A 13,657-nucleotide genomic window follows, 5' to 3' on the forward strand; every position below is an offset into this window, starting at 1 on the left:
TCCGCCATCGCGGCCTCCCTATTCAGTTGTGTATTCAGTTGTGGGGGTCGAACTTTCAAGCCGCCAGCGAGCGCGACTCGAGGTACTCGTGCTGTGGCCGCAGGTGGTGATGAAGGAGGCGCACACCTTCCCGACCGCGTGCGAGTTCACCGCGTTCAATCAGGCCGCGGTCAAGGCGTGCGATCCGAAGGACGGCGTCGCCGACGGTCTGATCAGCGACCCGAGCCGCTGCGACTTCGACCCGCGCAGCCTGATCGGCACCAAGGTCGCCTGCGAGGGCAAGGAATACACGATCAGCGAGGCCGATGCCGAAGTGGTGCGCAAGATCTGGGACGGCCCGCGCGACGGCAACGGTCAGCGGCTCTGGTACGGCCTGCCGATCGGCGCCGACTTCAGCAACCTGACGGCCAGCACCACCGGACCCGACGGCGTCACCGTGGGCTCACCGTTCCCCGTTCCCGCGCAGTGGGTCGCCAACTTCGTAGAGAAGCAGCCCGGCTTCGACACCGCGAACATCACCTACGCGCAGTTCGATCAGATCTTCCGGCAGGCCCGCTCCGAGTTCGACTCGAGCATCGGCACCGCCGACCCGAACCTGTCGGCGTTCCGCGACGCGGGCGGCAAGCTCATCACCTGGCAGGGCGACGCCGACCAGCTCATCCCCACCGCGGGCACCGTCGACTACCGCGACCGCGTGAACGCGCAACTGGGCGGCACCGCCAAGGTGGACGACTTCTACCGCGTCTTCCTGGCGCCAGGCGTCGCGCACTGCGCCCTCACCGGCAGCAACGATCTGACCGCCCTGACCGCGTGGGTCGAGCACGGCCAGGCGCCGGATGTGCTGCGCGCCGACCTGACCACGGCCACCGGGCAGACGGTCTCCCGCGACATCTGCCGACTGCCGTTCGTCTCCCGCTACAACGGCGACGGCGATCCGGCCTCCCCGGCCAGTTTCCGCTGCGTCGCACCCTGATCGACCGGGCCCGCCCTCGCACCGAGGGCGGGCCCGAACCCATATCCCGGATGACGAAAGGAGCAAAACAATGCCGGAACCCGACAACCGACCCCTCGCTCGGCGCACGCTGCTGGGCATGCTCGGCGTCGGCGCGGCAGGGCTGGTCACGGCGCCGTACGTGCAGTCCGGCTGGGAAGGATTGCTGGCCAAGGCATCCCAGAGCGACCCGACCGGTCTCACCGGCCTGCTTCCGAATCCCGGCGGGTTCCGCTACTACAGCGTGGTCCGCTCGGTGCCGCGCAAGGGCGAGACCGACTACGAGCTGACAATCGACGGCCTCGTGAATCGTCCGCGGACCTACACGCTCGCAGACCTGCGCGCGTTGCCGCAGACCCGCGTCGTCCACGATGTGCGGTGCACCGACGGCTGGCGCGTCGAGAAGGTGCCGTTCGAAGGTGTGAAGCTGTCCGACCTGCTGGACGACGCCGGGGTCGGCACCGGCGGAGAAGCCTTGAGCTTCAGCTGTTTCGACGGCGCGTACACCGAGAGCCTCACCCTCGAACAGGCGCGCCGCGCCGACGTGCTGGTGGCCCTGCGCATGCAGGACGCACCGATCACGCACGAGCACGGCGGCCCGGTCCGGCTCTATGTCGCGCCGATGTACTTCTACAAATCCGCCAAGTGGCTCTCGGGCATTTCGGTCACCAACCGGGTCGTCCCCGGCTACTGGGAGGAGCGCGGATACGACGTGGACGGCTGGCTCGATGACCAGCACTGAACGGCGCGTACGACGGTTCACGAGAGCCGAGCGAATGGTCCACCGCGGCACCGCAATACTGATGCTGCTGTGCGTGACCACCGCGGCCTTCCTCTATATCGGGCCGCTGGCCCAACTCGTCGGCCGCCGAGACATCGTGGCAACCGTCCACGAGTTCTCCGGCATCCTCCTGCCGATCCCGGTCCTGCTGGGCCTGTTCTCCCCCGCCTTTCGCGCCGACCTCCGCAGCCTGAACCGCTCGACCGGCAAATTCAATGCCGGACAACAGCTCTACGCGGGCTGGATCGCCGGAACCGTCCTGGTCATGCTGGGCACCGGCCTGCTGATGTGGTTTCTCCACCTACTCCCCGCCATCTCCCGAACGAGCGCGATCTTCGTCCACGACGTCCTCGCCTGGGCCATCGCAACGGTCCTGATCGGCCACATCCGAAAAGCGTTCCAGGATCCCGAAGCTCGCCGCGGCATGCGAACCGGATACGTCGATCGATCCTGGGCGCACCGGCACCATCCCCGGTGGCTCGGCGAACGTTGAAACAGGGGCTGTGGCAACCCTCCCTACGCGTATGTATAGTTGGCACCAGCAAGTAGTTGTATGTGCTAATTAAACAGTTCGTAAAGGAATCGATCATGGCGGCCGCAGCCCGTGATCTCAGTGCCACAACCGAACTCGAGGATGCCGATCTGGTCGGCACCCAGTTGGTCCGACTGCTCCGGGCGGTCGGGCGGGCCAAGCATCGCGTCATCAAGCACGGACCGGAAGGTCTGGAGCAGTTGGCGTACGCGATGCTGTTCTGCCTCGTGCACGACGGCCCACAGCGCACCGGGAAACTCGCGGAAACACTGCACGCCGAGATTTCGACCATCAGTCGACAGACTCGCAATCTGGTGGGGCACGGTCTCGTTGAGCGTGGGGCCGATCCCATCGACGGCCGCGCGTGCGTGCTGCGCGCGACACCGGAGGGTGAGCGGATCTTCACCGAGAACCGCAGGCTACGCAATCTGTGGCTGGCACAGCTGCTCGACGAGTGGTCACCGGCCGATCGGGAGACGCTGACCCGGTTGCTGGGACGGCTGGCCGACGGCATCGAGAAATCAACCGCAGCAACCGAGACGAAATAAGGCTCCCAGACATGACTTCCGCGACCATCGAAGCGCCGCCGGGCTCGACAGGCGAGGCACCACCGAGGCTGTCCCATCGACAGATCCTCACCATCCTGTCCGGCCTGCTGCTCGGCATGTTCCTCGCCGCGCTCGACCAGAACATCGTCAGCGTCGCGATCGTGCGCATCGCCAACAGCCTGCACGGCTTCGATCAGCAGGCGTGGGCCACCACCGCCTACCTGATCACCGCCACCATCAGCACGCCGCTCTACGGCAAGCTGGCCGACATCTACGGGCGGAAGTACTTCTACCTCACCGCGATCGCGCTGTTCGTCATCGGCTCGGCGGCGTGCACGTTCGCCACCTCGATGTACGAGCTGGCCGGATTCCGTGCCTTCCAGGGTCTGGGCGCGGGCGGTCTGATGTCGCTGGCCATGACCATCATCGGCGATATCGTGCCGCCCCGGGAGCGATCGCGATACCAGGGCTATTTCATGATGGTCTTCGGCATCGCCACCGTGCTGGGACCCGTACTGGGCGGCTGGCTTTCGGGCTTCGATCACCTCGGCGGCATCGAGGGCTGGCGCTGGGTGTTCCTGGTGAACGTGCCCATCGGCATCGTCGCGCTGGCGGTCGTGGCCCGCGTGCTCAATCTGCCGCATCAGCGCCAGCAGGTCCGCGTCGACTGGGGCGGCGCTGTCGCACTGGCCATTTGCGTCGTGCCGCTGCTCATCGTCGCCGAACAGGGGCGCGGCTGGGGCTGGGGCTCGGGGCGGGCGATCCTCTGCTACGCCATCGGCCTGGTCGGGCTGGCGCTGTTCATCGGGATCGAATACCTGATGAAGGACGCCGCGCTGATTCCGTTGCGGCTGTTCAAGAATTCCACGTTCACGGTGTGCATCGTGGGCGGGTTCATCGTCGGCATCGCCATGTTCGGGGCCATCTCGATGGTTCCGCTGTACATGCAGGTGGTGCGCGGATTCTCGCCCACCAAGGCGGGCCTGCTCATGCTGCCGCTGGTCGCGGGCATCATGACCGGATCGCTGATCTCGGGCCAAGTGACCAAGCGGACCGGGCGCTACAAGATCCTGCCGGTGCTCGGCACCTTCATCATCGCCTGCGGCGCATTCTTGTACGCGACCGTGCACTACGACACCGCGCTGTGGCAGCCGCTGGTCTACGCGGGCATCATCGGGCTCGGGCTGGGCGGGTGCATGCAGACGCTGATCATCGCCGTCCAGAATGCCGGTCCCCGTTCGGATATGGGCGTCTCGACCGCGGCCGCGACCTTCTTCCGGCAGGTCGGCGGCACCCTGGGTGTCGCGGTCTTCCTGACCATCCTGTTCAACCTGTTGCCGCACAAGATCACCGACGCTTTCGGCGGGCATCTGCCGCCCGGCTTCAGCACCGGCAAACTCGACACCCTGCAATCCAATACCGCGGGGATCGCGGCGCTTCCGGCGGAGGTCCGCGACCCCATCCTGATCGGGTTCACCAACTCCATGCAGGCCGTGTTCTGGGTGGCGGGGGGCGTGGCGCTGCTGGCGTTCGTGGTGCTGCTGTTCATGAAGGAGATTCCGCTGCAGGACATCGCGGCCCCGCAGGCCGCGCCCGAGCCTGCCCCCGTCCCAGCCGACGACGCCGCCTGGGGCGAGGAACAGGTGTGGGAGGGTGCGGCCGAGGCGATCTCGCAGCCCGTGCCCGTCCTGGCCGGGGCCGTCGCGGCGCAGGCCAACGGCCACGTCGAACGGAACGGAGTAGCCAATGTGCTTGCTGTACAACCGGCTTCCAGCTCGGGAGCGACGATGACCGCGGCCTCGGCGGGCGGGCTCTCGATCGGCGGGCGGATCCTGCGCGAGGACGGGCAACCGGTACCCGGTGCGGCGCTGACGCTCATCGATCAACGCGGGCATCAGGTTTCGCGAGCGCTGGGCGACGACGGCGGTGACTACCGCGTCGACCTGCCCGCGGCCGGGAAGTACGTGCTGATCGCCTCGGCGAGCGGACACATGCCCGCGGCGGTGAACGTGACGATCGACGGGCACGCGCAGCAGGTCGACCTCACCCTCGAAGGCTCGGGCGAATTATCCGGCACCGTGCGCGCTTCCGGTCGCGGCGAACCCCTCGCGGGGGTCACCATCACGCTGACCGATCAGCGCGGCGAGGTGGTGGGCGCGGCCGTCACCGGCACCGACGGCGGCTACGTCTGCCACGGCGTCGGGGCGGGCACCTACACCCTCGTCGCCGCGGCCGAGCGGCTGCGGCCCCTCGCCACCACCCTGGTGGTGCCGGACACCGGGTCGCTGCGCTACGACCTCGAGCTCACCGCGACGGCCGTGCTCACCGGCACCGTCGTCGCCGACGGGCAGGCCGTGCCGAACGCACTGGTCACCGTGCTCGACGCGGCCGGGATCCCGATCGGCACCACCCGCACCGACGAGCACGGCCGCTACGAGCTGACCGACCTCGTCGAGGGCGGGTACACGGTGGTGGCCCGCGGCTATCCGCCGGTGGCCAGCACGGTCACCGTAAACGGCGGAAGGGTCGACCACAGCGTCGAACTCGGGTACGACCTCGAAGGGGTCGGTGTCCAGCAAGCTACGGACCTGCCATGAGCGGCCTCACCGCGGAAATTCGCAGTGCCGAAGGCTGGCCGATTCCGGGAGCCGTCCTGACGGTCACGGATCTGCAGGGTCACCAACTCGCCCGCGCCACCGCGGGCGAGGCCGGGACGGCGGCCACCGAGCCGCTGCCCGCGGGCATGCACACCGCCGTGGTGACCGCACCCGGCCACCAGCCGGTGGCCCGCGTGGTCCGCATCGCCGCCGCGGGCGCGAACACACTCGGCACCGTCCGCCTCGACCGCGAGGCGGACGCGGTGTCGACCCCACCGCCCGGCCCGTGGACCATCGACCCGATGCACTCCACCGTCCAGGCCACCGCCCGCCACTTGGGCATCGCCAGCATCAAGGCCCGCTTCGCCGAGTTGGGCGGCCGCCTCGACATCGCCGAGATCTTCGAACAGTCAACAGGATTCGCCGAAATCAAGGCGGCCACCGTCGACACCGGCATCGGCATGCGCGACGACCACCTACGCTCCGCCGACTTCCTCGACGTCGACCACCACCCCCTGATCACCTTCACCGGCACCGGCTTCCGCCGCACCACCCCCGACACCTGGCTCATGCCAGGCGAACTCACCCTCCACGGCCGCACCCGCCCCGTAGACCTCACCGTCACCTACGGCGGCTACGGCCCCGACCCCTGGGGCGGCACCCGAGCCGCCTTCCACGCCGAAACCCTCCTCCACCGCGAAGATTTCGCCATCGACTACAACGCGATGGTCCGAGCCGGAATCGCCGCCGTCGGCACCACGGTGAAAATCGAACTCGACATCGAACTCGTCCAGGGCAACCAACTACCCACCATGTAACGCCCGGGTGGGCTGAACCCCAGCCCACCCGGACCCACATCCGCCTGAGCGAAGCCGCTCAGCCCCGCAGTCGGGCGTCGATAGCCGCGAGAAGCTCGAGCAGTTCGGGGTCGTCCGCACGAGCGAACGCCAGCCCCACCGCCTCGGCAGCCGGGCCGTCATTGAGCCAGCTGATCAGCTCGGCCCGAGCCTCGGAATCCTTGTCCCAGAAGGCATTACTTGGAACAAGCCGACCGTCCTTCAACCTGACGCCGCCGCCGGTGCCCGTGTTGTCGGCATCGACGAAGTCGCCCAGGTTTCGGATCGCGGCGGGCGTATCGAGCCGCTCCCACGAGGAAAGTCGCTGCGCCACAGCACCTTCGGCAAGGGCGAGCGAACAGAGCAGGTCATCGGTGTCGAGCATCGGCGGATGGTTCATGAGCATGTCGTTCCAGAGTGCGTCGAAGAACGCCTGCAACGCATCGGCCTCCGGCCAGTTCCGCCACGGAAGGTTCCCGATGTGACTGAACGTGATCTCGACGCACGGCATCGGATGCTCGTCGGCCAGCGACAGCCGCAGTATGCGGGGCAGGAAATAGCGAAAGTCGTGCTCAGACCCACAAGTCAGCGTGACGCTGTGGGCGTAGCTACAGAGCTGTCCGGCCTCGAGCTGCTCACGCGGCGTGCGCAGCAGCACCTCGATCTCCTTCTCGTCGACGCAACACGAGCACCCGTCGATGGCCCGGGGGCGCGGCACTTGGGCGAAGGCATCATCCAGCCTCGCCAACAGCACATTCAACGTCGCAGGCCACACTCCACAGATTGTCCCTGACCTGTGCCGAGACACCTGACATCGCGTGCCATCAGCATGAAAAGCCATCGCATCGGCATTCGCGACAGTGGATCGTCCACCACAAGTCCAAGATCACCCGAACCCTGTCGTGACGAATTCGAGAGCCGATGACCGACCCCAATCAGTGGCTGCCCGTACCGATGCCGCCCATGCCACCGGTGCAGCCCCCGATCACGCCAGCGCAGGTGCTGCTCACCCTCGGTGACATCACCGTGTTCCCCGGTGTGATCGTCACCCCCCTCCGGGCAGATGCCGCTGCAGGGCGCGATATGGACCGCGGTCGACAACTCCCACGAACAGAAACGCATGCCCGGCTGGGCAATCGTGGCAGCGATCCTCCTGCTGCCGTTCACCTGCGGCCTCAGCCTCTTCTTCCTGATGGCCACCGAAACCACCATCACCGGCTACGTCGAGGTCAGCGTCACCAACGCAGGCCGCCACCACCAAGTCCCCATCCCCTCCAACGGCCGCGCAACCTTCGCCGACACCATGTCCCGAATCGGCTACGCCCGCTCCATCAGCTGGTGAGAGCAGGCTGCGTCCCCTGTAACCGCCTGGCCCGCCAGAGGTTTGGGCCATCATCGGGACGATTCCCAGCCCGAATGCCGCACCGACCGCGCGTAACCCGCTAGCGATAGCCCGTGAGGGCCGCGGCTTCGGGCGCGCTCTGAACCCAGAGTGCGACGAGGCCGGAGTTCGGGCCGGGGCGGCCGAAGTTGCGTACGACGGCTCCCTTCCTCTTGTAGTACAGGAACATGAGTCCGAATCCGGGGATCAGGAGAATGCATGCGCTGAACACGCTGATGCCCGCTATGAGGAGGCTGCCCAGTATTGCGTAGGTTGCCGCGTGTGGCTCCAGGAGTTTGAACAGACTGGCCTCGTTGGTGAACTGTTGATTGGTCGTATGGTTCAGTACCGCGATCACATTCCATGTGCTTCCACGCTGGGCGTAGCAGAGCGTGATGACATCGTCTTGTCGAGGATTGACATGAAAGTTGATCGCCTGCAAATCATTCTGGCGACCATCCAACAACTGGAGGCGGAAGGTCTCACGAACGTTGGTCCCGGTCCGAGCGAAGGGCGTGCCATCCGATTGATAACCCGCGGCGGACCACATCTCCGCCGTGGCATTCGCCCCCAAGACGCGACCCGTAACCCTGGTCACCTCCCAGTTCTGCCTCCCCCGCAGACCTTCGAACCCGGTCGCCTGCGAGTTGATCCGGAGCGGGAGCACCGCACGAACCATCTTGAAGACCAGGAGACCGAATCCGACCCATATGATGATATTGATTATCAGTCCAAGCGATTCCGCCGCCGGATCTGTCGAGCCCACCCTTTTTCCCCTTGTCAACAAGCAGGAAGATCAAACTATTTGGTATTAAGTATGCTCAAGTAACCGAATAAGAGTTCACACAATGCGTCCACGGGAAAGATAGCATCGCGACTCATATGATGGACTCAGGTCCGCGAAGAAGACCTCTACCGCCGAGCCAAGGCTTCATAGATCAATTCCCGGGCCGCCTTGCCGGTAACCGACTGGCTTGCCAAGGTATCGAATGCGCGCCCATAGAGCGCGATCTCTCGCGGTTGCGTCACGGTCAGCTCGGCGGTGTGTGCCTCGACCTTCACCATGCGGTTGTCGAACATCATGAACCCTTCGACCACTACGAGCGCCTCGGAAGCGAGCGGAACAATGCCCACCGTGACACGGGGCATTCCGATGATCGTCTGCAACCTGTCGAGCTGACCTCGCATCACCTCGTTGCCACCGACCGTCGTGTACAGAGCCGCCTCTCCGATAAGGAAATGGAACCCATGACCTCGCCGGTACAGGATCTGTTGCCGCTCCATACGTTTGGACACCCCGGCGTCCAAATCATCGGGCAAGCGGTAGAACTCGATGACCCGCTTCAGTTTGGCCTCGGCGTACTCCGCGGTCTGCAACAGTCCGGGGATGATCTGCGGCTCGTAATTCCGGAGGAGACTCGTCTCGGCTTCGAGCTTCAAAGCCAACTGTTGACCGCGTTCGACCCCTGTACCGAGTAGTCGCCGCCACTCGAGCCACGCCGAATCGATGTTGTGGAGACTGGCCAGCAGGTCGGGCAATTGCGCGTGCGCATCACAGTGAGCGCAGTAGGCGCGCAGGTCCGCCGCCGAGGGCTTGGCCTTGCCGTGCTCGATGCGCGAGACCTTCGACTCGTGCCATCCCGCGTGGGCAGCAAGCTCTCGGCCGGTGACTCCGGCGTCCCGACGGATTTCCCGGAGCCGCTTGCCTAGAGCCTCCTGCGCCTCCTGTACCGAATCAGCCACTACCGGTCGTTCACCGGAGATTCGTTGATGTACTTCCGATATGGCGTGGCAAGAGCCAGCAATCGATCCTTCACTTCACGGCAATACGCCGCGATCTCCGGATCGGTCGTCACCGCAACACCGGCTGGCCGCCCCTCCTGGTCCACCAGGTTGAAAGCGACGCGACTGCCGTCGAACAGCCACCAGTCATCGCCGGGGATATCGACGGAATCGGCGAGATGCCTTGGCAGATAACGGATATCCTCACCCGCCTCGACATTCGCATCCGTGACCGACAGCAGCCACCGCTGATAGTCGCTGTGCGGCACCGTGACAACCCGAACACGGCTGACGACAACGCCACGGCCCGTCATCTCTCGAATAAGGTCGGTCCACTCGGACTTGTCGTAATCCGGCGGCGGTTCGCCGTTGAGGAACCGCCGAAGCGGCTCGGATTCGCTCGCGACCGCGTAGGTATCGCGAACCTCCATGTGGTAGGCCGACTCCCGGCTCTCGTCGAACAGGTAGTCCCAATCGTCAACGCCGCGATATTCCACCGAAGTAGATCCTCTCAGCTCGCGGAACCTCGATCGCCGTCTCGAAGTCTTCCATGGTCAGCTGTTCCAGCGTCCCGCTATCGGTGATCGGCCGCCCCGACAGGATGAACGACCTCGCCCGGTGTCGGTCATCGCCGACGCGAGAAAGCCTTCCTCCCCGGCGAATCCGAGCAGCGCATGCGGAATTTCGACGGTGTCGCGGCACTCCGTCCGCCAGCCCTGAACAACGAAACTCCGCCGATCAGTGGCATACAGAGTGGGACAGTTCTTCTTGTCGGAGCCGCACTTACCGAGAAAGTTCAGTTGCATGATCCCAGCCTCCGGCTGCTACTTGCGCTTATTTGAACTAGAAACCTCTATAGTCCGCTGCCTCTGCCAATCTCACCAGCAGATAAGGCTATGTACGCAAGTATTCGCAAGTTCGTAGACGCCGACCCGAACGGATTCGTAGCGTCGGTTCATGGCAGGACGTACGCGGCTGTTCCAGTTCCCCGGCGGCGTACTGGGACTCCAGTGCGGCAGCCAGGACCCCGCCGAGGACTACGGCGGCTTCTATCTCCAACTCCACGACCTCACGGCCATCGACGATCGAAGGGCGGTCATGCGCTACACACCCACCGCACTCGGATACCTGCGCACCGACGTCTCAGGCGTCAGCCAGCAGTGGGACGAGAGCGAGATCCGCAGGCTCGCAGCACAATACGGCTACGACCTGGCCGAGATCGTGGTCTACGATCCTACCGGCGGCCGACCACCCCTAGCGCGGCTGAAAGCGCAAGCCACCCGCCTCGTCGCGGAAGCGGTGTTCACGCCGTCCCTCGAGCATTTCGAGACCGGCGAACCACCCGCCACACTGGTACGCCGCCTGGACGTGGTGACTATGCACCCCGAGTCGACCTACTCACGGCAGACCACGGTGACCGGGGACGGCTGGGGCGCGACTGGCTCTAACACACACAATCGCTGACGATTGGCGAAATTTACGGTGTGCAAAGGGAAGTTGTGGGCGTTGCAGCCAACTCATCAGCCAAACATCGAGGAGTAACCGCTGGGCTCAGGAGTTCGGGAAGTCGATGATCGAGAGGGGATCTCGCCGTCGTAGGTGACGCTGTCCAGGATGCAGGGGAGGATCGCCACGGTGAAAGCCTGTCCCCCATGGCATCCGGCGCCCTCCCCGCCGAGCAGCTCACCGCCCAACTCCCCCACAACCTCGGTGGCGGCCCGGCCGATCTGCCGGCCCGATCGCCACCGCCCTGGCCGCGTCCAGCGCCCTGACGGCTGTATCACTCACGACGCGATGCGGTTCCACACTCGGCTGGCCCGCCCCTGGCCCAACCTCCTGACAACCCTGCGCGACCGTCCCTCCCTCGACGTACGCCGCAGCGCCAGCGCCGTCTACATGGCCCCGGAATAACACCGCGCCACGAGAAATCTCCGACCCGGAGCGGAACTCGCTTGGTCAACAGTACTGCGGTAGAACAGATTACGGCGCAATTATCCCCTGCAATCGGCTTGCCGCGGCTCCGGCAAGCTGCGTAGCGTCACCGCCTCGTGTAGACCCGTGTGCGATGGAATATCGTTCTCTGCGCGAAGGGGTTTCGCCTCTAGGTGTACCCGCTGTAGCTCCTAGAGGAGGCTCAGGGCGATGGTTGACGGGTTTGTCGAGGGTGGGTTCGAGGCGGTGCGGGATGGTTTCGCGCGGGCGCACGACGGTGATGAGGGTGCCGCGCAGCTGTGTGTTTATCGTCAGGGCCGCGTTGTCGTGGATCTGTGGACAGGTCAAGATCCGGAATCCGGGAAGGCTTGGGATGCGGAGTCGTTGACGGTTCTGATGTCGGTGTCGAAGGGGATGACCGCGACCTGCGTGCATATCCTCGTCGATCGGGGGCTGCTCGATCTCGATGCGCCGGTTCGGGTTTATTGGCCGGAGTTCGCGGCAGCGGGCAAGACTAAAATCACGGTCGCTGACCTGCTGTCACATCGAGGTGGTCTGTCCAGCTTCGATGCCGACTCCGGGATCGGCGCCCAACAATTGACGGACTGGTCCGCCTGCGTTTCTGCCCTCGAATCGATGGCACCCCTGTGGCAGCCGGGCACTGCCTTCTACTACCACTCCTGACCTGGGGCTATCTGGCCGGTGAGTTGATCCGCCGGGTCTCCGGCAAGAGTGTCGGCGAGTTCTTCGCCCTGGAAGTCGCCGAACCGCTCGGATTGAGCCTGTGGATCGGTCTGCCGGAAAGCCAGGAATACCGGGTCGTCCCCCAGTTCACCCGTCGACACATGCCCGGCCCCGCCGACGTGGAAGCGATGCTGAGCGGGATGGGCGTCGATGTCGGTGCGCGGCTTGTCCGTGCGACGCTCGCGACGGTCGCGACCAGGGACGAGGGCCTGGCGCTGCTCAATACCCGGGCGGGGCACGCGGCAGAAGTGCCGTCCGGCAACGGGATCGGGAACGCGCGCTCGGTGGCGCGAATGTTCGCGGCGACCATCGGTGAGATCGACGGCATCCGACTGCTCAGCGCGGGGGCGGTCCAGCGGGCGCGGCAACCGCAAACCGAGGGACTCACCCACCCGGCGCCCCTGAACGTGATGCCGCGAGGCAACTACTTCGGCCACGGCTACGAGCTCACCCGTCCCGCCCAGTTGCTCGGCGAGGGCGCCTTCGGACAGGTCGGCAGCGGAGGCAGAATCGGCTGCGCGCATCTCGAATCCGGTGTCGCCGTTGGTTATACGTGCACCAATATGATCGGCGACGATACCGGTGGTCCCGATCCGCGGTGGCTGCCTTGGTCTTCGGCATTGCGGGAGGCGCTCGGGTAAGGCATCTCCCACCGATTGCGTAAGGTCCGCTCAGCGGTCGATGAAGCCGGATTCGTAGGCGAGGATTACCGCTTGGGTGCGGTCCCGGGCTCCCAGTTTGGCCAGAATGGCGCTCACGTGGGTCTTGACGGTTTCGGAGCCCAGGTGCAGGTGGTCGGCTATTTCGTTGTTGGACAATCCCCTGGCGATGAGCAAGAGCACCGTCTCCTCGCGCTCGGTGAGCGCGGCACGGGTGAGTTGTTCACGGGCGTGCGGGTTTCCACGGCCGGTCGCGAGCGCCCTGACCGCTGCCGGATACAACAGCGACTCGCCGACGGCCACGGTTCTCACCGCGTTGGCGATTTCGGCGGGGCGCGCCCGTTTGAGGAGGAATCCGTCGGCGCCGGCACGGAGAGCGGAGTAGACGTAGTCGTCGTTCTCGTAGGTGGTGATCACCAAAATTTTCGGCGGACGCGCGATGGCACGCAGTATGGCCCTGGTGGTTTCGATGCCGGCGCTCGTTGATCTCGATGGCAAGGTGCTGACCGCGTCCGGACAGCCGCTGCTGGATCGCCGCGGTGAAAGCTCCTGTCCGGAAAGTTATTCAGGCACCCTGCATGTGGGGATTGCCGGCTCCTTATGGGCGTTTGATCTCGGTCGGTTGAGGAGCAGTCGTACCTCCGGATGCCTTGGGAAAGCATGGAGAGCCAGCGGTGACGCTCAGGGATTGGTCTTGCGATGGTGCGTACTGGAGGACGAGTACGTAGCCGTCGGGGGTGTGCATCGGCGCCCAGTGGTCGTCAGCGTCCTTCTGAAGAGTCCACCCACGAGCGGTCCATGCGTTGCGGATCTGCTGGAAGTATTGGGCGTTCTGCCCTGCTGGAACGCCGACCACCCAGTAGCTGACCTGCAG

16 protein-coding genes are annotated in these 13,657 nt (G+C 65.4%); 11 read left to right on the forward strand and 5 right to left on the reverse strand.

The window, feature by feature from the left end; translation table 11 throughout:
- Nucleotides 1–88 precede the first annotated feature (88 nt).
- The 6 genes from ACWELQ_RS18905 to ACWELQ_RS18930 all read left to right on the forward strand — a co-directional run bounded on the left by ACWELQ_RS18905 (nucleotide 89) and on the right by ACWELQ_RS18930 (nucleotide 6,267).
- Complete coding sequence (locus tag ACWELQ_RS18905; protein ID WP_452398342.1) at nucleotides 89–973, forward strand: tannase/feruloyl esterase family alpha/beta hydrolase; 885 nt, start codon at nucleotides 89–91, stop codon at nucleotides 971–973.
- Nucleotides 974–1,043: 70 nt separating this feature from the next.
- Nucleotides 1,044–1,733 carry a molybdopterin-dependent oxidoreductase gene (locus ACWELQ_RS18910; protein WP_452398343.1) on the forward strand — a complete coding sequence of 230 codons (690 nt, stop codon included), beginning with the start codon at nucleotides 1,044–1,046 and terminating at the stop codon, nucleotides 1,731–1,733.
- Nucleotides 1,720–2,265 carry a cytochrome b/b6 domain-containing protein gene (locus tag ACWELQ_RS18915; RefSeq protein ID WP_452398344.1) on the forward strand — a complete coding sequence of 182 codons (546 nt, stop codon included), beginning with the start codon at nucleotides 1,720–1,722 and terminating at the stop codon, nucleotides 2,263–2,265. The genes ACWELQ_RS18910 and ACWELQ_RS18915 overlap by 14 nt, the downstream gene beginning before the upstream one ends.
- A 95-nt stretch (nucleotides 2,266–2,360) precedes the next feature.
- Nucleotides 2,361–2,852 (forward strand): MarR family winged helix-turn-helix transcriptional regulator, encoded by a 492-nt coding sequence (locus tag ACWELQ_RS18920; RefSeq protein ID WP_452398345.1) that lies wholly within the window; start codon nucleotides 2,361–2,363, stop codon nucleotides 2,850–2,852.
- Between the two features lie 11 nt (nucleotides 2,853–2,863).
- Nucleotides 2,864–5,449 carry an MFS transporter gene (locus tag ACWELQ_RS18925; protein ID WP_452398346.1) on the forward strand — a complete coding sequence of 862 codons (2,586 nt, stop codon included), beginning with the start codon at nucleotides 2,864–2,866 and terminating at the stop codon, nucleotides 5,447–5,449.
- Nucleotides 5,446–6,267: a YceI family protein gene (locus tag ACWELQ_RS18930; RefSeq protein WP_452398347.1), complete on the forward strand. Its 822-nt coding sequence runs from the start codon at nucleotides 5,446–5,448 to the stop codon at nucleotides 6,265–6,267. The genes ACWELQ_RS18925 and ACWELQ_RS18930 overlap by 4 nt, the downstream gene beginning before the upstream one ends.
- A gap of 58 nt (nucleotides 6,268–6,325) precedes the next feature.
- Here ACWELQ_RS18930 and ACWELQ_RS18935 read toward each other — a convergent pair whose 3' ends face one another.
- Nucleotides 6,326–7,045, reverse strand: a complete 720-nt coding sequence (locus ACWELQ_RS18935) for a hypothetical protein (RefSeq protein ID WP_452398348.1) — start codon at nucleotides 7,043–7,045, stop codon at nucleotides 6,326–6,328.
- A 303-nt stretch (nucleotides 7,046–7,348) separates the two neighbouring features.
- Between ACWELQ_RS18935 and ACWELQ_RS18940 the strand changes: the two genes are divergently transcribed.
- Nucleotides 7,349–7,627 carry a hypothetical protein gene (locus ACWELQ_RS18940; RefSeq protein ID WP_452398349.1) on the forward strand — a complete coding sequence of 93 codons (279 nt, stop codon included), beginning with the start codon at nucleotides 7,349–7,351 and terminating at the stop codon, nucleotides 7,625–7,627.
- Between the two features lie 100 nt (nucleotides 7,628–7,727).
- Here ACWELQ_RS18940 and ACWELQ_RS18945 read toward each other — a convergent pair whose 3' ends face one another.
- From ACWELQ_RS18945 to ACWELQ_RS18955, 3 genes are all read right to left on the reverse strand, one after another.
- Nucleotides 7,728–8,432, reverse strand: coding sequence for a hypothetical protein (locus tag ACWELQ_RS18945; RefSeq protein WP_452398350.1), 705 nt, complete (start codon nucleotides 8,430–8,432; stop codon nucleotides 7,728–7,730).
- Between the two features lie 146 nt (nucleotides 8,433–8,578).
- Nucleotides 8,579–9,409 (reverse strand): helix-turn-helix domain-containing protein, encoded by an 831-nt coding sequence (locus ACWELQ_RS18950; protein ID WP_452398351.1) that lies wholly within the window; start codon nucleotides 9,407–9,409, stop codon nucleotides 8,579–8,581.
- The gene (locus ACWELQ_RS18955) at nucleotides 9,409–9,945 is read right to left on the reverse strand and encodes a DUF6879 family protein (protein ID WP_452398352.1); all 537 of its coding nucleotides are present in this window, start codon (nucleotides 9,943–9,945) and stop codon (nucleotides 9,409–9,411) included. Before ACWELQ_RS18955 ends, ACWELQ_RS18950 begins: the two co-directional genes overlap by 1 nt.
- A 460-nt stretch (nucleotides 9,946–10,405) precedes the next feature.
- On the opposite strand from ACWELQ_RS18955, the gene ACWELQ_RS18960 reads away from it, so the two are divergent.
- From ACWELQ_RS18960 to ACWELQ_RS18970, 3 genes are all read left to right on the forward strand, one after another.
- Nucleotides 10,406–10,912 carry a hypothetical protein gene (locus ACWELQ_RS18960; protein ID WP_452398353.1) on the forward strand — a complete coding sequence of 169 codons (507 nt, stop codon included), beginning with the start codon at nucleotides 10,406–10,408 and terminating at the stop codon, nucleotides 10,910–10,912.
- 678 nt (nucleotides 10,913–11,590) lie between these two features.
- Complete coding sequence (locus ACWELQ_RS18965; protein ID WP_452398354.1) at nucleotides 11,591–12,064, forward strand: serine hydrolase domain-containing protein; 474 nt, start codon at nucleotides 11,591–11,593, stop codon at nucleotides 12,062–12,064.
- On the forward strand, nucleotides 12,028–12,765 hold the full coding sequence (locus tag ACWELQ_RS18970; protein WP_452398355.1) for a serine hydrolase: 738 nt from the start codon (nucleotides 12,028–12,030) through the stop codon (nucleotides 12,763–12,765). The genes ACWELQ_RS18965 and ACWELQ_RS18970 overlap by 37 nt, the downstream gene beginning before the upstream one ends.
- A 30-nt stretch (nucleotides 12,766–12,795) precedes the next feature.
- Here ACWELQ_RS18970 and ACWELQ_RS18975 read toward each other — a convergent pair whose 3' ends face one another.
- Nucleotides 12,796–13,200, reverse strand: a complete 405-nt coding sequence (locus ACWELQ_RS18975; RefSeq protein WP_452398356.1) for a response regulator transcription factor — start codon at nucleotides 13,198–13,200, stop codon at nucleotides 12,796–12,798.
- On the opposite strand from ACWELQ_RS18975, the gene ACWELQ_RS18980 reads away from it, so the two are divergent.
- Nucleotides 13,190–13,657: hypothetical protein (locus tag ACWELQ_RS18980; protein WP_452398357.1), on the forward strand; the 468-nt coding region annotated here is incomplete at its 3' end. The genes ACWELQ_RS18975 and ACWELQ_RS18980 overlap by 11 nt on opposite strands.

The sequence above is a fragment of the Nocardia sp. NPDC004722 genome (assembly GCF_053601505.1).

Bases quoted from the DNA above. Each gene is read 5' to 3' on its own strand.
- ACWELQ_RS18910 (WP_452398343.1), top strand. From the start codon at position 1,044: ATGCCGGAACCCGACAACCGACCCCTCGCTCGGCGCACGCTGCTGGGC.
- ACWELQ_RS18925 (WP_452398346.1), top strand. From the start codon at position 2,864: ATGACTTCCGCGACCATCGAAGCGCCGCCGGGCTCGACAGGCGAGGCA.
- ACWELQ_RS18920 (WP_452398345.1), top strand. From the start codon at position 2,361: ATGGCGGCCGCAGCCCGTGATCTCAGTGCCACAACCGAACTCGAGGAT.
- ACWELQ_RS18940 (WP_452398349.1), top strand. From the start codon at position 7,349: ATGCCGCTGCAGGGCGCGATATGGACCGCGGTCGACAACTCCCACGAA.
- ACWELQ_RS18960 (WP_452398353.1), top strand. From the start codon at position 10,406: ATGGCAGGACGTACGCGGCTGTTCCAGTTCCCCGGCGGCGTACTGGGA.
- ACWELQ_RS18915 (WP_452398344.1), top strand. From the start codon at position 1,720: ATGACCAGCACTGAACGGCGCGTACGACGGTTCACGAGAGCCGAGCGA.
- ACWELQ_RS18930 (WP_452398347.1), top strand. From the start codon at position 5,446: ATGAGCGGCCTCACCGCGGAAATTCGCAGTGCCGAAGGCTGGCCGATT.
- ACWELQ_RS18965 (WP_452398354.1), top strand. From the start codon at position 11,591: ATGGTTGACGGGTTTGTCGAGGGTGGGTTCGAGGCGGTGCGGGATGGT.